The organism is Chryseobacterium sp. JK1, from assembly GCF_050632815.1.
Classification (GTDB): domain Bacteria; phylum Bacteroidota; class Bacteroidia; order Flavobacteriales; family Weeksellaceae; genus Chryseobacterium.
In genome coordinates this window covers 103,334-121,138 of sequence record NZ_JBODRU010000006.1, presented here as the reverse complement: position 1 = coordinate 121,138, position 17,805 = coordinate 103,334, and the positions used below count along the sequence as shown (strand labels likewise).

18 protein-coding genes are annotated in these 17,805 nt (G+C 37.0%); 14 read left to right on the top strand and 4 right to left on the bottom strand.

Translation table 11 applies throughout. From position 1 onward, the window contains the following. Nucleotides 1-65 precede the first annotated feature (65 nt). Nucleotides 66-2,471: an endopeptidase La gene (lon, locus tag ACQ76T_RS22455; RefSeq protein ID WP_431345429.1), complete on the top strand. Its 2,406-nt coding sequence runs from the start codon at nucleotides 66-68 to the stop codon at nucleotides 2,469-2,471. A gap of 195 nt (nucleotides 2,472-2,666) precedes the next feature. Further along, nucleotides 2,667-3,779 (top strand): AI-2E family transporter, encoded by a 1,113-nt coding sequence (locus ACQ76T_RS22450; protein WP_431345428.1) that lies wholly within the window; start codon nucleotides 2,667-2,669, stop codon nucleotides 3,777-3,779. Between the two features lie 97 nt (nucleotides 3,780-3,876). Here ACQ76T_RS22450 and ACQ76T_RS22445 read toward each other — a convergent pair whose 3' ends face one another. Next, on the bottom strand, nucleotides 3,877-4,128 hold the full coding sequence (locus ACQ76T_RS22445) for a bacteriocin-like protein (RefSeq protein ID WP_431345427.1): 252 nt from the start codon (nucleotides 4,126-4,128) through the stop codon (nucleotides 3,877-3,879). A 154-nt stretch (nucleotides 4,129-4,282) separates the two neighbouring features. Between ACQ76T_RS22445 and ACQ76T_RS22440 the strand changes: the two genes are divergently transcribed. After that, the gene (locus ACQ76T_RS22440) at nucleotides 4,283-4,660 is read left to right on the top strand and encodes a DoxX family protein (RefSeq protein WP_431345426.1); all 378 of its coding nucleotides are present in this window, start codon (nucleotides 4,283-4,285) and stop codon (nucleotides 4,658-4,660) included. Between the two features lie 62 nt (nucleotides 4,661-4,722). Here the strand turns inward: ACQ76T_RS22440 and ACQ76T_RS22435 are convergent, their stop codons facing one another. Further along, nucleotides 4,723-6,081: an acyl-CoA dehydrogenase family protein gene (locus ACQ76T_RS22435; protein ID WP_431345425.1), complete on the bottom strand. Its 1,359-nt coding sequence runs from the start codon at nucleotides 6,079-6,081 to the stop codon at nucleotides 4,723-4,725. Between the two features lie 207 nt (nucleotides 6,082-6,288). Here ACQ76T_RS22435 and ACQ76T_RS22430 point away from each other — a divergent pair, with 207 nt between their 5' ends. The 11 genes from ACQ76T_RS22430 to ACQ76T_RS22380 all read left to right on the top strand — a co-directional run bounded on the left by ACQ76T_RS22430 (nucleotide 6,289) and on the right by ACQ76T_RS22380 (nucleotide 16,454). Then, nucleotides 6,289-7,200 carry a DUF4349 domain-containing protein gene (locus tag ACQ76T_RS22430; RefSeq protein WP_431345424.1) on the top strand — a complete coding sequence of 304 codons (912 nt, stop codon included), beginning with the start codon at nucleotides 6,289-6,291 and terminating at the stop codon, nucleotides 7,198-7,200. A gap of 152 nt (nucleotides 7,201-7,352) precedes the next feature. Beyond that, on the top strand, nucleotides 7,353-8,228 hold the full coding sequence (locus ACQ76T_RS22425) for a TraB/GumN family protein (protein ID WP_431345423.1): 876 nt from the start codon (nucleotides 7,353-7,355) through the stop codon (nucleotides 8,226-8,228). A 100-nt stretch (nucleotides 8,229-8,328) separates the two neighbouring features. Then, nucleotides 8,329-8,763 (top strand): RNA polymerase sigma factor, encoded by a 435-nt coding sequence (locus tag ACQ76T_RS22420; protein ID WP_431345549.1) that lies wholly within the window; start codon nucleotides 8,329-8,331, stop codon nucleotides 8,761-8,763. After that, entirely contained in the window at nucleotides 8,753-9,358 is a 606-nt protein-coding gene (locus tag ACQ76T_RS22415) for a hypothetical protein (protein ID WP_431345422.1), read from the top strand. Before ACQ76T_RS22420 ends, ACQ76T_RS22415 begins: the two co-directional genes overlap by 11 nt. A 199-nt stretch (nucleotides 9,359-9,557) precedes the next feature. After that, nucleotides 9,558-11,198, top strand: a complete 1,641-nt coding sequence (pgi, locus tag ACQ76T_RS22410; protein WP_431345421.1) for a glucose-6-phosphate isomerase — start codon at nucleotides 9,558-9,560, stop codon at nucleotides 11,196-11,198. A 52-nt stretch (nucleotides 11,199-11,250) separates the two neighbouring features. Next, complete coding sequence (locus tag ACQ76T_RS22405) at nucleotides 11,251-12,135, top strand: bifunctional 5,10-methylenetetrahydrofolate dehydrogenase/5,10-methenyltetrahydrofolate cyclohydrolase (RefSeq protein WP_431345420.1); 885 nt, start codon at nucleotides 11,251-11,253, stop codon at nucleotides 12,133-12,135. A gap of 7 nt (nucleotides 12,136-12,142) precedes the next feature. Further along, nucleotides 12,143-12,772 (top strand): 7-carboxy-7-deazaguanine synthase QueE, encoded by a 630-nt coding sequence (locus tag ACQ76T_RS22400; protein WP_431345419.1) that lies wholly within the window; start codon nucleotides 12,143-12,145, stop codon nucleotides 12,770-12,772. Between the two features lie 42 nt (nucleotides 12,773-12,814). Continuing rightward, nucleotides 12,815-14,185, top strand: a complete 1,371-nt coding sequence (locus ACQ76T_RS22395) for an exopolysaccharide biosynthesis polyprenyl glycosylphosphotransferase (protein ID WP_431345418.1) — start codon at nucleotides 12,815-12,817, stop codon at nucleotides 14,183-14,185. Between the two features lie 106 nt (nucleotides 14,186-14,291). Continuing rightward, on the top strand, nucleotides 14,292-15,044 hold the full coding sequence (locus ACQ76T_RS22390) for an MlaE family ABC transporter permease (RefSeq protein ID WP_431345417.1): 753 nt from the start codon (nucleotides 14,292-14,294) through the stop codon (nucleotides 15,042-15,044). Next, complete coding sequence (locus ACQ76T_RS22385; RefSeq protein ID WP_422695118.1) at nucleotides 15,044-15,859, top strand: ABC transporter ATP-binding protein; 816 nt, start codon at nucleotides 15,044-15,046, stop codon at nucleotides 15,857-15,859. Before ACQ76T_RS22390 ends, ACQ76T_RS22385 begins: the two co-directional genes overlap by 1 nt. Further along, nucleotides 15,843-16,454: an outer membrane beta-barrel protein gene (locus ACQ76T_RS22380; RefSeq protein WP_431345416.1), complete on the top strand. Its 612-nt coding sequence runs from the start codon at nucleotides 15,843-15,845 to the stop codon at nucleotides 16,452-16,454. The genes ACQ76T_RS22385 and ACQ76T_RS22380 overlap by 17 nt, the downstream gene beginning before the upstream one ends. Before the next feature lie 39 nt (nucleotides 16,455-16,493). On the opposite strand, the gene ACQ76T_RS22375 is transcribed toward ACQ76T_RS22380, so the two are convergent. After that, on the bottom strand, nucleotides 16,494-16,805 hold the full coding sequence (locus ACQ76T_RS22375) for a hypothetical protein (RefSeq protein WP_431345415.1): 312 nt from the start codon (nucleotides 16,803-16,805) through the stop codon (nucleotides 16,494-16,496). 88 nt (nucleotides 16,806-16,893) lie between these two features. Then, entirely contained in the window at nucleotides 16,894-17,700 is an 807-nt protein-coding gene (locus ACQ76T_RS22370; RefSeq protein ID WP_431345414.1) for a M48 family metallopeptidase, read from the bottom strand. Nucleotides 17,701-17,805: the final 105 nt, after the last annotated feature.

Here is a 17,805-nt window from a genome sequence, read left to right as displayed (position 1 = left end):
GCATATTTATAGAAAATCACTTTAACGATTAAAAACGAAAATGACAATTTGTCATCCGATTGACTATGACAGAATTTGAAGATATGAGTTTAGAAGAAATGATCAGCGACGGATTTGATATCGTAGCTGAAGAAATCAATCTTTCGGACTTCTCGGAAACTGATAAAAATTCCGAACAGAAAATATTCCCTATACTTCCTGTAAGAAATATGGTAATGTTCCCTAATGTGGTGATTCCCATTACTGCGGGAAGAAAAACTTCCATACAACTTCTTGAGGAAGCCCAAAAGAATGGCGATTTTATTGGAATTGTAAGCCAGAAGAATTCAGATCTGGAACAACCTACAGAAAAAGACATTTACCTTACCGGAACTCTTGCAAAAATCATCAAGATCATCAAGTTACCGGAAGGAAATATTACAGCCATCACGAAAGGCTTTCATAGATTCAAGATTAAAAAGATCACTGAAATAAAACCTTATTTCAGAGCGGAAATATCCAAGTTAAAAGACAGCAGACCCAAAAACCAAGAGGAGTATGAAGCATTGCTGGATAACATCAAAGATCTTGCATTAAAGATCATTGAGCTGGATCCTAATATTCCTAATGCTGCTAATTTCGCGATTAAGAACATCAGCAACAATGATGATCTGCTGAACTTCATCTGCACCAACGCCAACTTCTCTTCTGAGGTTAAGCAAAGGCTTCTTGAGGAAAAAAGCCTGATGGAAAGAGCCAACAAATGTTATGAAATGATGCATGAGGACTTCAGAAAGCTGGAATTGAGAAACCAGATTCATCAGAAGACTTCAAAAGATCTTGATAAACAGCAGAGAGAGTATTTTCTGAATCAACAGATCAGAACCATTCAGGAAGAGCTGGGCGGAGGTCCTGAGGGAGATGTAGAGGATCTTATTAATAAGGCGAAAGCAAAACAATGGAGCCAGGAGGTGGAAGATCATTTCCAGAAAGAAATAGGAAGACTGCAACGCCAAAACCCTAATTCTCCGGATTATAACGTTCAGAGAAATTATCTGGATTTCTTTACAGACCTTCCATGGGAAACCTATACCAAAGATGTTTTTGATATTGCCAGAGCCGAAAAAGTTTTAGATAAAGCTCATTTCGGACTTGAAGATATCAAGAAAAGAATTCTGGAGCATATGGCTGTTTTAAAATTAAAAAACAACATGAAATCACCTATCTTATTATTGGTAGGGCCTCCGGGAGTGGGTAAAACCTCTTTAGGAAAATCGATTGCAGATGCGTTAGGAAGAAAATATGTAAGATTATCTTTAGGAGGTCTTCATGACGAAAGCGAAATCCGTGGGCACAGAAAAACGTACATTGGTGCAATGGCCGGAAGAATTCTGCAATCCATCAAAAAATCAGGAACATCTAACCCTGTCATTGTATTGGATGAGATCGACAAAATAGGACAGGGTCTTCATGGGGACCCCAGCTCTGCACTTTTAGAAGTCCTTGATCCTGAACAAAATAAATCCTTTTACGACAATTTCCTTGAGATGGGCTACGACCTTTCGAAAGTGATGTTCATTGCTACTGCCAACTCTCTTTCAACAATACAGACCCCTCTTTTAGACAGAACTGAGATTATTCAGATTGCCGGCTATACTTTGGAGGAAAAGATTGAGATAGCTAAAAGACATTTAATCAAGAAGCAACAGGAAGAGAATGGTCTGGACACTAAATCTTTCAAACTTGGAAATGCTGAGCTGAAACACATTATAGAAGCCCACACTTCGGAAAGCGGCGTAAGAACCCTTGAAAAAAGAATTGCTTCTATTGGAAGATGGGTCGCCCTTCAAACTGCTTTGGAAAAAGAATATGATTCTAAAATTTCTCTGGAAAAAGTAGATGAAATTCTTGGAGTTCCAAGACCGAAAAGTCTATCTGAGATCACCGGAGTTCCTGGTGTGGTAACAGGTCTTGCGTGGACAAGTGTAGGAGGAGACATCCTCTATATTGAAAGTATTTTGAGCAATGGAAAAGGAGCTTTAACCATGACGGGTAACCTTGGTACTGTAATGAAAGAGTCAGCAACAATTGCTTTGGAATATATTAAAGCAAGACACGACGAATTGGGCATTCCACACGAAGAGCTGGATAAGAAAAACATCCACGTCCATGTACCGGAAGGAGCAACACCTAAAGATGGACCGTCGGCTGGTATTGCAATGCTTACCTCAATGGTTTCTTCTTTCAAAAATAAAAAAGTAAAACCACATCTTGCGATGACCGGAGAAATTACATTAAGAGGAAAAGTACTTCCTGTAGGAGGTATTAAAGAAAAGCTTCTTGCGGCTACCAGAGCTGGAATCAAAGATGTTATTCTTTGTGAGGCCAACAGAAAAGATGTAGAAGAAATTAAAAAAGATTATTTAAAAAATCTAAAAGTACACTACGTCAACAGAATGGAAGAAGTGATTGACATCGCCATCGAAAAATAAACAGCTTATAACATATTAACTTCTCAATAAGGAAACACGTTCTGGTCACCGGAACGTGTTTCTGTTTTATACCCACTCTTCCGGGAGGGATGGAATGAAATTTGATGTGCTGAAATAAAACTCAACACTGATGGAATAAAAAATTCCTCAATTCGATGGGTTTTCTTATTTTTATTCCATCCACAGATTTAAATTATGAATTTTCTTAGACTTCCTTTCCTTGTCAAGCTTACGCTCGTCGTGATTTCCATCATTGGACTTGGCTACCTTCTGGCATTAGGACAGAGTATTCTGGCGCCGTTTTTCCTTGCATTTCTTATGGCAATGCTTTTTTTACCGGCCGCTACTTTTATGGAAAGAACTCTAAGATTTCCAAGGTCCATGTCTACCATGACTTCGGTTTTCATCATGCTGGTTATTTTAAGCGGAATCATTTATTTCTTTACTAATCAGCTTTCTGATTTCAGTAAAGATCTTCCTCATTTAAGAGATCAGTTCACTACTGTATTTGACGGGCTACAACACTGGGTTTCAAAGAAATTCAATGTTAAAGTTGATGAACAGGTGGATTATATTAACCAAGGACTGAATAAGCTACTGTCTTCTTCGGGTGCTATTTTAGGATTTACTTTTGGAATTTTTTCAACAGGATTTGGATTTATTATATTCTTTACGCTGTTTTTTATCTTCATTCTAAATTACAGAAGACTTTTGAACAATTTTATCGTCACCGTTTTCAATGAAAGACATAAAGCAAGCGTACAGGAAGCGGTAAATGAAATTCGTATTATGACCAAAAAATACATTTTCGGACTTTTTCTGCAGGTGGTTATTGTATCTGTCCTTACTTCAATTCTTTTAACCATTCTAGGGGTAAAATATGCAATTCTTTTAGCTGTACTTACAGGTTTACTAAATGTTATTCCTTATCTGGGAATTTTTATTTCCCTTTTAATTTCCTGTTTTATAGCATTTGCGACATCCAGTCCATCAACGTGCATTTATGTGGCAATGGGCTATATTGCTGTTCACGCAGTGGATGGAAATATTGTTCTTCCGTTTGTTGTAGGTTCTAAAGTAAAGATCAATGCCCTGTTTTCCTTTGTGGGGATTCTTTTAGGAGAACATCTGTGGGGAATTGCAGGAATGTTTCTGTGCATTCCGGCTATTGCAATCATCAAAATTATCTGTGAAAGAGTGGATGATCTCAAACCTTGGGGAAGATTACTCGGAGAAGAACAAAAACCCAACAAAAAGAAAAAGAGTTATAAAATTTCTAAGAATATCACTTTAAAAGAAATGGATTAAGTAGGAACGTAAACTATTTAACAAGTTAAAAATCAAATATTTAATATATTTACAAAAAAAAGACCGCCTTTTCTGGACGGTCTTTTTTTATTATGTACTAAGGAAGGGCACAATAAGGGCTCATTCCATTCGGACAGGTTTCTGTACACAGAATATAAGACTGGCTATCTGGGCAGTATCCTAAATCAGGACCAGGATTCCCACCACCAGTTCCGCCTCCTAAACAAGGGTGGCCAGGAGGAATTTTACATGGACAGCCAATAGGGCCAATATCACATAAGCCAATACCTACTCCTCCCTGGATCTCTCTTAAATTAGAGCGATCTAGTTTTTTAAGATTTTTCAACATAATTTCTATGAGTTTAGTTTGATTCTCTAAGGTAAATAAAAAAATTACTCAAAAACCAACATTAACCTATCATTAACACTAATTACCTATTTTTTATAAAAAATCAACCAATGAATCCTATTTTTATTTTACATTTGATATAAAATCATCAATCATGAAAATAGTAAAATTCATTGTATGCTTACTTTTCGGACTTATGTTTATCAATGCCGGATTAAACAAGTTCTTTAATTATATGCCCATGGAAAAACCCACTCCGGAGCAGATGAAGCTGTTCACCGCTTTTAGCGAGATCAGCTGGCTAATGCCGCTGGTGGGTACTGTAGAGGTAATTGGCGGACTATTATTTATCTTTCCCAAAACCAGAGGATTGGGGGCTATTGTTATTTTACCTGTCATGGTAGGAATTGTCACCCATGTTCTCACTATGGATAAATCTCCAATGGGAATGGGCATCGCCGGAGTTATGTTTCTTATTAACCTTTGGATGTTGATTGACAATAGAGAGAAATACAAACATTTAGTTTCATAAGGGCAATAAGGCAGCAGGTGACAGGTTGCAGTTTCTACAACCCATCACCTGCTGGCTATTTTCTACACAAAGGCACTGAATCCTGTAATCGATCGTCCTACAATGAGCGAGTTGATTTCTTTTGTTCCTTCATAAGAATAAATTGCTTCGGCATCTGCAACAAATCTGGCAACGTCATATTCCAATAAAATTCCGTTTCCACCCATCACCTCCCTCGCTCTGGATACAATATCTCTTGTTCTTAAAGTACAAAATACTTTAGCCAGAGAAGCGTGTTCATCTTTTAAGATCCCTTCATCCTGCATTTCAGACAATCTGAAAACCATAGTCTGCATCGCTGTTAAGTTGGATAACATTTCCACCAGATGCCCCTGAATCATTTGAAAAGAAGCAATAGGTCTTCCAAACTGTTCTCTGCTTCGGGTATAACTAAGAGCGCTTTCGTAAGCTCCTCTTGCACATCCGGTGGCCATCCACGCTACCCCTGCCCGCGTCATTCGAAGGACCTTACCGGTATCTTTAAAGGAATTGGCATTCTGCAAACGGTTTTCCTCGGTAACAACACAGTCTTTCAAAGTAATAAGGCCATTTTGAACAATTCTTAACGCCATTTTTCCTTTTATTTTTTCCACAGAGAATCCCGGATTATCTTTTTCTACAATGAAGCCTTTCACTTCCCCACTATCTAAATCTCTTGCCCAAACAATAATAAGATCTGCAAACGTGGCGTTTCCAATCCATTTTTTCTGACCGTTAAGAACCCATCCTTCCGGAGTTTTTTTACAGGTTACCGTAAGGCCCCCTGCAGCTCCTGATCCTACTTCGGGTTCTGTAAGACCAAAAGCTCCTATTTTTTCAAATTTCTGCATCTGAGGCAACCATTTTTGTTTCTGTTCTTCTGAGCCACAAATATAAATAGAGCCCATTGCCAACCCGGACTGAACTCCAAAAAAAGTAGCAATAGATGCATCTACTCTAGCCATTTCCATCGCAATAACTCCTTCCATAAGAAAAGGCATTCCCGGGCATCCGTATCCTTCATATGTAACTCCGCAGATATTAAGTTTTTGAAATTTCGGGATCAGCTCGAACGGAAATTCGTCCCGAAGCCAGTAATGGTTTACCAAAGGTTTAACTTCTTTTTCCATAAAGGCTCTTACCTGCAGCTGAATTTCCCGCTGTTCGGGAGTAAGGGTGTGATAGATATCGTAAAAATCTCCATCAATAGGAGGAAGTTCTTTCTTTTTCTTTTCCGGATCAAGCATTTTCATAAGTCCGGAGAGTTGTTTATCATCCAATTTTGAGAAATTCTGCATCAGTTTGGGCAGGTCAACTTTTGAAGAAATGGAGCTCAGCTGATCAAAATCTATGGATCTGAATAATTCTATTGCGTTTCTGATTTTGGAGAAAGTATTTGACATAATGCTATATTGTGATTTTGGTTTGTAAAAGATAAGCAAAAATTACTCCGAAAATAAAAAGGAAACCGAAGCTCCATTTTACAAAACACTCAATTTCAAACCGATACTAAAGAAAATTTCGTTTACAAGTTTTTTACTTCCAATATTCAAGCGTTACAAAAGATCCTGCCAGAACTTTGGTTCAAGCAAAAATAAAAAATCAACGCTATGAAAACCACTTACATTAAATTATCATTATCAGCAGTTATTTTACTAGGAATTTATTCATGTAAAAAAGGAGAAGTTTCATCTACTGAACTTGCAAATTATGCAACTACAGATTCTGCTGCTGCAGTCGTATCTGACAGTATTTCTTCTGTTGCCAGTATGAAAGTGAAAGACAAGCAATTTATTAAAACTGCAGACGTCAATATGGAAGTGAAGGATGTGTATAATGCGACTATTGCTATTGAAAAATCGGTGCAGGAACTGGGTGGTTTTGTTACGAACAGCAACTTAAAAAGCAATGTTCTTTCTGAAGATACCTACAATACTTCCAATGAAGAAGCCATGCTGATCAAAAAATATCAGACTGAAAACGCCATGCAGGTTCGTATTCCCACCGAAAAATTGGGAGAATTGCTTACAGCGATCAACAACCACAAATTATTTCTTAATTCAAGATCCATCAATGCTGAGGACGTAACTGCGAATATCAAATATTCTGAACTGGAGGGGAAAAGAAACCAAAAAACGTCAGAAAACATCAGTAAGCTGAAGACCAATAAAGACAAAGTAAAGCTGGATGATGAAAATATGGGAGAAAGTAATCTTCAGAAACTACAAAGCATGAACATGACTGATGATCTTAAATACAGTACGATTGACATTTATATTAAAGAGCCAAAGCTACGTATTGCTGAAATTCCCGTTACTAACACAACCAGTATTGATAATAAGTATAAATACAACTTCATCTATGATGTAAAAGATGGCTTTGTATATGGTTTTTACCTGATCCAGAGGATTATCGTAGCTCTTATCAACATCTGGCCAATTTTATTAATCGCTGCTGCAATTGTTTATTTCCTGAGAAAAAGAAGAGTAACCAAACCTAAACCTTCTAATATCAAAGAATAAAAACCATCCTAACCAATTGGTTATCATCACAATTTTAGATTTTACAACCTCCTGTTCATGGGAGGTTTTTATTTTTTTGAAAAAAACTGTAACGATTGTAACTCCTGTTTTACCTACTGTTTAAAGAACAGAAAATCAAAAAAATTAATACTATGAAAAATTTAATAAAATTTGTATTCGGAGCATTATTATCAATGAATACTATAACCGCTAAAGCACAAAACATGAACACCGAAAAAAACAACAGCCTACTTTGGGAAGTGTCCGGGAACGGTCTCACTAAACCCTCTTACATTACCGGAACTTTCCATATCTTATGCAGCAAAGATTTTGAACTCAAACCAAAAGTGTTAAAAGCTCTTGAGAAATCTGACAACTTTGTCATGGAAATCAATTATACAGATCCTGCTGAGATGATGTCATTACAAAAAATGTTTCAGACTGATAAAAAGATATCGGATCAGCTGTCTCCCGAAGACGCTAAAGAACTGAATACCATTCTTGCCAATTACGGAACGGATCTGAAAAGTGTTGATTCTTCAAGTCCTCAGGCTCTTTATGCTTTACTTTCTACCAAAGCAATTCCTTGTCCTCAAACTGACATAAAGCTTTACGAAATGGAACTGCTGCAGAAAGCGATTAAAGATAAAAAGAGCATTAAAGGACTGGAGAAAGTTGAAGATCAGATGAAAGCGATTAATACAGCTTATGATCTGAAAAGCACCATCTCACAGCTGAAAATGGGCAAGGAATATGAGATATTGTTCAAACAGATGATAGACGCTTTCAAAAATGAAAATGCACAGTCGCTTTACAGTCTTTTCAAAGATGAAAGATTTATGAATGCCCAACAGGAAAAAGCGATGTTGACCGACAGAAATCAAAACTGGGTAAAAATAATGCCAGAAATGATGAAAAAGGAAGGTTCTTTCTTTGCCGTGGGAGGATCTCATCTTATGGGTGAAAACGGAATCATTCTTCTTCTTCGAGCAAAAGGTTACACCGTAAAACCTGTAACAAGTTTATAATCATAATCAAAACCATGAAACTACTGTGAGTAATCCAACTGAAACTGCTTTTTTAAAGCTTGTCAACCAGCACAAGGGTATTTTATATAAAGCCTCGCGGATCTATGCAGATTCTGTAGAAGACCGCGAAGACCTGCAGCAGGAGATTCTTATCCAGCTTTGGAAATCCTATCAGAACTTCAAAGGGAACAGCGAGTTTTCTACCTGGATGTATCGGGTGGCCATTAATACGGCCATTACCTACTTGAAAAAAGAAAAGCAGAGATCTAATAATCACACCAGTGCTCCCACTCATTTTGAAGTACAACAAGAGGATTATAATCCAACCAAGGACAGTCAGTTAGAAATATTCTATAATACTGTTCAGGAACTGAATTCCTTGGAAAAAGCCGTTATATTTTATTTCATGGAAGGCATGTCACACAAAGAAATCGGAAACAATCTAGGGCTTAGTGAAGGTAATGCCCGGGTAAAACTCAATAGAACAAAAGAAAAAATACAGGTAATCATAAAAAAATCAGGTTATGAATTTTGATCAATTAAAAGAACAGTGGAATAAAGAAGGCAATGACCTTCAGGTTCCAGACACCATAAAGCAACTTAAAGAAAGCAAACATCCGGTAGAAAAAATTAAGAAAAACATGAAAAGTGAATTTCCTACTCAGGTATTTTCTGTTATCATGATTGGCTTTTTCCCGCTGGTATTACAATTTCCAGCTTCTCAGTACACTATTTATTATATCTCTTATACATTCCTGGTGATTGTCTCCTGCTATTATTTATTTGAATTTTATAAGTTCTATAAACAAGCAGAACTTTATACCGGCAATACAAGAAACAGCCTCTGGAAAATCTATCATGAGCTTACGTTAAATATGGAAAGATATCAGTCCTTTGGTTTTTTGTTATTGCCTCATCTCATGATTACGTTAGGTTTAACGGCTTATAACACGTTAGGAAAAAAAGGTGAATCCTTAACCAATATTTCCAGCACGAAACAAATAGTTCTGATATTGCTGGTGGTAGTAGGAATAGTTGCCGTTGTAGCAGGAATTGTTCTATGGACAAAGTACTTTTACGGACGCAGTGCCAGACAACTTGAAAAGATCCTTGACGAAATAGAAGAATAGATCATTCATTTTTTATATGTATTATAAAGCCTCGGAGAACATCTGAGGTTTTGTTTTTTAAAAAAACGTTATTTATCACGTTCAAATTTATCTGAGGTTTTATTTTTCCTTAAATTTGCAAATCAGAAATAAATCGTTATAGATTTTTTGAAATTCTGATACGAATAATCATTTTCTGAATCTTTTAAATTCTTACCCTATGCTATCAAAAATAAATCCTATACAAACCAACAGCTGGAAAGCTCTTGATGAACATTTTGCAGGAAACGACTTTGATCTTAGAAGCCTTTTCCAATATAACCCGAACCGTTTTGAAGAATTTTCTTTACAAAAGGACAATTATCTTTTTGATTATTCTAAAAATTTAATTGATAGTAGAACAAGAGAGCTTCTATTGCAGCTGGCTGAAGAATCTCAACTGAAAGATGCTATTACTAAAATGTTCTCCGGTGATAAGATCAATGAAACCGAAGGAAGAGCGGTTCTTCATACAGCTTTGAGAGATTTTTCCGACCGTGAAATTATCGTGGATGGAGAAAACATCAAACCACAGATTAAGAAAGTTCTTAACCATATGAAGTCTTTTTCTGAAAAAGTAATTTCAGGAGAACATAAAGGTTTCAGCGGAAAAGAGATTACTGATGTGGTAAATATTGGTATCGGAGGTTCGGATCTGGGGCCAGTAATGGTGTGCTCTGCTTTAAAGCATTTTAAAACAAGATTAGATGTTCATTTCGTTTCCAATGTAGACGGAAATCACATTGCAGAAGTTGTTAAAAACTTAAATCCGGAAACCACTTTATTCATCATTGCTTCTAAAACGTTTACCACTCAGGAAACAATGACGAATGCTAATTCTGCAAAAGATTGGTTCCTTAAAGCAGGAAACCAAGAAGATGTAGCCAAACATTTCGTAGCTTTATCTACTAATATTCAAGAAGTTAAAAAGTTTGGAATCGCAGAAGAAAACATTTTTGAATTCTGGGATTGGGTAGGCGGAAGATATTCTCTCTGGAGTGCGATCGGATTAAGTATTGTACTTTCTGTAGGATATGAAAACTTCGAGCAGCTTCTAAGAGGTGCATTTGATACAGACCAACATTTCCAGACTGCAGATTTCTCTGAAAACATTCCTGTATTAATGGGACTTTTAGGAATTTGGTACCGTAATTTCTATGCAGCCACTACCTATGCAATTTTACCTTATTCTCAATATCTGGATAGATTTGCCGCTTATCTTCAGCAAGGAGATATGGAAAGTAATGGAAAATGTGTAGACAGAAACGGAGAGTTTGTAGAATACGAAACAGGACCAATCATCTGGGGAGAGCCAGGTACCAATGGGCAGCACGCATTCTATCAATTGATTCACCAAGGAACAGAATTGATTCCTGCTGACTTTATTGCTTATACAAAAAGTCCGAATAAAGTTTCGGATCATCAGGATAAATTACTCGCTAACTTTTTCGCTCAAACTGAAGCACTTGCTTTTGGAAAACAGGAAGAAGAAGTAGAAGAAGAGCTTAGAAATTCCGGAAAATCTGAAGAAGAAATAGACCGATTGATCAATTTCAAGGTCTTCCACGGAAACACCCCAACTAACTCTATATTATTCAAAGAATTAACTCCATTCTCATTAGGCCAGCTTATCGCTCTATATGAGCACAAAATCTTTGTACAGGGAGTAATCTGGAATATTTTCAGCTTCGATCAGTTTGGAGTGGAATTAGGAAAAGTTTTAGCCAATAAAATCCTTCCGGAATTGGAGAACAATGAAGCAATAAGCTCTCACGACAGCTCTACCAACGGATTGATCAATTACTATAAGGAGTTTAAATAGTAAGTAAAAAAGAAAGTAAAAGTAAATCTAATAAAAGTAATAAAAAGTAAAAATGGCAGAAATTCTTGACGGACTTAAAGTATCCAAGGAAATAAAAGCAGAAATCAAAGCGGAAGTGGAAAAAATCCTCGAAAGCAAAAGAAGAGCTCCGCATTTGGTAGCAATTCTTGTTGGAAACAACGGAGCTAGCAAGGCTTATGTAAACGCTAAAGTGAAAGACTGTGAGGAAGTAGGATTTCAATCCAGTTTAATTAAATTTCCAAGTACAGTTTCAGAATCTGAATTGTTGGAAAAAATTGACGAACTGAACAAATCTAAAGCCGTTGACGGATTTATCGTTCAGTTACCTCTACCAGACCAAATAGATCAGGAAAAAATCATCAATGCAATTGACCCAAGAAAAGATGTGGATGGTTTCCACCCTGAAAACTTTGGAAAAATGGCATTGGAAATGGATACTTTCTTACCAGCTACTCCTTTCGGAATCTTAACGTTATTAGAAAGATATAACATCGAAACCAAAGGAAAAGACTGTGTAATTATCGGAAGAAGTAAAATTGTAGGAAGACCAATGAGTATTTTGATGGGTAGAAAAGATTTCCCAGGAAACTCTACGGTAACTCTTACACACTCGTATACAAAAGACATCGAAGAATATACAAAAAAGGCAGACATCGTGATTACAGCATTGGGAGATCCTCACTTCTTAAAAGGAGACATGATCAAAGATGGCTCAGTAATTGTTGACGTAGGAATCACTAGAGTAGACGATGACTCTCCAAAAGGATATTACCTTGCAGGTGATGTAGATTTCGACAGCTGTGCCGCAAAAGCAGGCTGGATCACGCCGGTACCTGGAGGAGTAGGTCCAATGACCAGAGCAATGTTGATGAAAAACACCATCATCGCTTACAAAACTTCGGTCTATAACGACTAATTTTAAAATGAATAAAGAAGAAGATATTTTATTAAAAGAAGGTAAAATGCTCCCCGTAATGGAGCATTTTTACACTTTACAGGGAGAAGGAGCACACACCGGAAAGGCCGCTTATTTTATCAGATTAGGAGGGTGCGATGTAGGATGCCACTGGTGTGATGTAAAAGAAAGCTGGGACCCGGCACTTCACCCACTGATGAATGCTGAAGAGATTGCAGAGACCGCTGCCAAACACTGTAAAACCATCGTTCTTACAGGAGGCGAACCTCTGATGTGGAATCTGGATATCCTTACCGCTAAATTGAAAGAGCTGGGATGTACCGTTCATATCGAAACATCAGGAGCTTATCCTATGAGCGGACAATTGGACTGGATCACCCTTTCTCCGAAGAAGACAGGACTTCCTAAAGAAGAAATTTACCAAAAGGCCAATGAGCTGAAGATGATCATCTTTAATCAGCATGATTTTACCTTTGCTCAGGAGCAGGCAGCGAAAGTTTCTGAAAACTGTAAACTCTACCTTCAAAGTGAATGGAGCAAAAGAAATGACATGTATCCTAAAATTACAGACTTCATCCTGGAACATCCTGAATGGCAGGCTTCAGTTCAGACCCATAAATATCTGAATATCCCATAAAAATATGTACCTTAGCTCGCTGTTTCTTTAAAACACCGATAGATGCAGAGAATTCGATACTCTAGATACCTGAAATCGATCATTATTTTGCTTGACCTTATGGTTATTGCATCTATCTTTATATTCTTTTTTATAAGCAGAAATGAAAATTTAAAATACCATAAAGAAACCTGGTATCAGAATATTTTCTCACTGATTTTACTGTTTTTGTTCTGGGTGCTTCTCAGCGGTAGGACAAAAATATACAATATCCCGAGAAACCTTACCTATACCCTGTTTCTGGAACGGCTTTTAATCCACTTCTTGTTTTTTATACTGGGAGTGCTGCTTATCGGAAAGGTGAGTAACAACGTTTTCTTCAATTCAGATATTTACTGGCTTTCCTTTTATCTGTTTGTTTTTATTTTTCTCGCAAAGTCACTTATCTATTTTGCGATCAAATATTTGCGATCACTCGGGATCAACCATCGAAATGTAATGTTTCTTGGAGATAACGATTCTACGGAGATTCTGAAGAATATATTTAAAGACCGTAAAGATTACGGATACAGGATATTTGAATATGAAAACCCGGAAATTAAAGTACCCGACTTAGTCAGTTTTTGGAAAAAGAATGGAATTCATACGTTGTTTTTATCCACAGAGAATTCATACGACGAAAAAACTGAAACGGAATTATTCAAACTGGCAGAAGACAATAAAGTTCATGTCTCGTTGATCCCGAGTATTACACAGAGCGATTTTTTCCTTTATGACCTCGGCTACATACAGACACAGCCTGTTCTCAGCCAGGCCAGATATTCGCTGGATTATTATTCCAACTTTCTGATGAAAAGAACATTCGATCTTTTCTTCTCCATTTTTGTTTTGGTATTTATCTGTTCGTGGGTATTTCCCATTATAGCTTTATGTATTAAACTGACCTCTAAAGGACCTGTTTTCTTCCTTCAGAAAAGATATGGTTTTCATGAAGAGGTATTTAATTGTATTAAATTCCGGACTATGGTGGTAAATGACGAATCTGCGACAAAAACCACTTCAGAAAATGATTCAAGGATTACCAACATTGGTAAATTTTTAAGAAAAACCAGCCTCGATGAGCTTCCTCAGTTTATCAATGTCCTGAAAGGGCAAATGTCTGTAGTGGGGCCTCGCCCTCATATGCTGGCCGTTGACAATTATTACAAACCGAAAATCGGAAGATACAGCTTAAGAAGTATGGTAAGCCCGGGTATAACAGGGCTTGCACAGGTAAGCGGACTTCGTGGTGATTTTGGAGATGTGGAAGTAGAAATGAAAAAAAGAGTACTGGCCGATGCCTTTTATGTAAGGAACTGGAGTTTTGTACTGGATCTGGTTATTATTTTAAAAACCGTTCTATTAGTAATAGGTGGAGATAAGAACGCAAAATAAAAACGTAAGGCAAAAAATTAAAGATGAGATAATTTTAACATTATTCTGTCCGTCAGTCTCATCTTCAACCTTAGCCTAATTCAATAAAAAAGTCTAATTTAGCAGTATGTTAAAAAAGTTTTTCACAGCAGTAGGGGAATACATGATCCTTTTAGGAAAATCCCTGCAGAAGCCCCAAAAAATGAGGGTTTTTTGGAAGCTGTTCATGAGAGAAATTAATGATTTGGGAGTAAATTCTTTCGGACTTGTAGTCTTCACTTCAATATTCGTGGGGGCTGTAGTAGCTATCCAGATGTTCAATAATTTTGATGCATCTTCGTTTCCTATTCCTCCGTCATTTGTAGGATATGCAACGAAGGCAGTACTTGTACTGGAATTTGCCCCTACTATTATCAGCTTGATTTTAGCAGGTAAAGTAGGATCTTATATCGCTTCCAGTATAGGAACAATGAGAGTTTCCGAACAGATTGATGCCCTGGATATTATGGGGGTAAACTCTCCCAACTTCCTGATTTTCCCCAAAATTATCGCCTGTATGCTTTTTAATCCTCTCCTTATTGCCATCAGTATTGTGTTTGGTATTGCAGGAGGATACATTGCAGGGATATTAACCGGCAACTGGACTACAAACGACTATATCACTGGTATTCAAATGTATATGCCTAATTTATTTATTTACTATGCATTTGCCAAAACCACCGTTTTTGCATTTATTATTGCTACGGTTCCTTCTTATTTCGGATATTCTGTAAAAGGAGGATCTCTTGAGGTAGGTAGAGCCAGTACGCAGGCTGTAGTATGGACAATGGTATTTATTATCATTTCTGAATTAATTCTAACCCAATTAATATTAAGCTAATGATTGAGGTAAAAGATCTTAAGAAAAGTTTTGATGATGTTGAAGTACTTAAGGGAATATCAACATCATTTGATAAAGGAAAAGTAAACTTAATCATTGGGCAGAGTGGTTCGGGAAAAACCGTGTTTCTAAAAAGTCTCCTGAATGTTTATATGCCCTCATCCGGTGAAATCCTATTCGACGGAAGGGATATCAATACGATGACCAGAGATGAGAAGCAGCACCTCCGTTCGGAAATCGGAACGGTATTCCAGGGAAGTGCCTTATTTGATTCATTAACAGTGGAAGAAAACATCATGTTTCCGCTGGATATGTTTACCAACCTTACCTATAGAGAAAAGAAAAAACGAGTGTTTGAGGTAATCGGAAGAGTTCACCTAGACAAAGCAGATAAAAAATACCCTTCAGAAATCTCCGGAGGAATGCAAAAAAGGGTTGCCATTGCAAGAGCCATTGTCAACAATCCCAAATATCTGTTCTGTGACGAGCCCAACTCAGGCCTTGACCCGTACACCTCTAAAGTAATTGATGATCTTCTGTACGAAATCACGAAAGAATATAACACGACTACCATCATCAATACTCACGATATGAACTCCGTGATGACTATTGGCGAGAAAATTGTATACCTGAGACTAGGAATCAAAGAATGGGAAGGTAACAAAGACATTTTGATTACTGCAGGCAATAAAAATCTGATTGATTTCGTTTATTCTTCAGAACTATTTAAAGAGCTGCGAGAATATTTACTTGAGAACAATAAAACGATTGAAAATACAATTACAAAAATAGACGATAATGAAAAAGGTACTTAGTGTAGCGTTAATAGGGTTTTCAATGTGGGCTTCAGCCCAGATTTCACTGGCAGGTAAAGCGAATCTGATATTTCCGACAGGTTCTCCTTCATGGTCCAACATTAAAGGAACTGTGAACGATGCCGTTAACGGATCAGGAAAAAATAATGTAGGGTTCAATGTGGGACTTTCCTTAAAAGTTGGTCTTCCTACATCACTGTTTGTAATGCCGGAAATCTATTATACCCATTTTAAGAATGAGTTCACAACAGAGAATACAACTTTCGATGTTAAAAGCAATCGTATTGATGTTCCTGTTTTATTAGGATATAACCTTTTAGGCAATATGTTGGGCGTTTTTGTAGGTCCGGTTGGAAGTTTTAACTTAAGCAAAGACAATACTTACAATGATTTCAAAGAAAATGCTAAAAATAATTTTACGGTAGGTTACCAATTTGGGGCTCAGCTTGAAATTAAAAAGCTTATTCTTAATGCAAGATATGAAGGGGCCTTCAGTAAAGATGAAAGAAATTTCATCAACAGAGTTTCCGGTTCGGAAATCAGATACGACAACAGACCTAACCTATTTATGGTAGGTTTGGGATACAAATTCTAATCCACACTATCGAAAATAATAACTATAAAACCCTGAGATCTAGATCTGAGGGTTTTTATTTTGACTTTCAAGCTCTGCCTGGCGTTTTGCAATTTCGGCAGCCTGCTTTTCAAGCTCTTCTTTGTCTTTTTGCAGTTGTTTGAATTCTTTTCTTTTCTGTTCTTCTTTTATCGCACTTCCTTTACTTAAATACCCTACCATTCCGCCAATGATAAGGCCAATTCCAACTCCGGCCATCACTCCCATAATATGAGACATGGTAATTTTTTCAACGGTAAAGTCAGTAGTAAGATAAAACAGTAAAGCAGAAACTGCTAAGAGAATAAGTCCTGTGATTGATAAACTCTTCATAATATTGTGTTTAGGTGATTATATAAAAAAAAGCCTTACCAAATTTACTAAAAATTTAATAAGGCCTTACTCAAGATTAAAATTCTAATTATATTTTTCCTCCCGAAGCCTTATAATATTCTAATGCTTTCGGTAAATCTTTGTTAATATCAGAGATTCTCGTTTCCGGGTTCGGGTGAGTAGACAGGAACTCCGGTTGTCTTGATCCCGAAGAAGAAGCTTCCATTCTGTTCCAGAAAGGAATTGCCGCTCTTGGGTCATATCCTGCCATAGACATTAGATAAAGTCCCATTTCATCTGCTTCTGATTCCTGACCTCTTCCATATTTTAATAAAGCAACCTGAGATCCTATAGGGTATACTTTTTGGAAGACACTAGCCCACTGCGCATTAGAAATAGCCCCTCCAAGCAAAGCTCCTCCATACTGAGCCATCATCGCCTGAGAAATTCTTTCATTACCATGTCCTGCCAATGCATGAGAAACCTCGTGTCCCAATACTACTGCAAGTCCGTTATCATCTTTCGTAACGGGCAATATTCCTGTATAAACGGCTACTTTACCTCCCGGCATACACCATGCATTCAGCTCATTGCTTTGCAGAAGATTAAATTCCCAGCTATAATTGGCAAGATCCGCAGATCTTCCGATATTCTGATAATATCTTTCTGCAGCACTTTTAATTCTGTTTCCTACATTTACCACTCTCTTTGCATCTGCTGTGCCGGTAATCACTTTACCTTTAGACAATGTCGTCTTATATTCCTGAGCAGACATTGTTAAAATTTCTGAATTGTTGGCCAACTGTAATGACGATCTTCCCGTAATCGGGTTGGTAGTACAGGCAGAGACCGACAGGGCAATTGCCCCAATTCCTAATAGATGTGTAAATTTCATACGTTTGAGTGTTAATAATTCAACTTTAACAATTTTTATTCCAAAATAATCAAGAAAGGATATATTTGCATACATTTTGCTATTTAAATTTACTAATTATTTCAA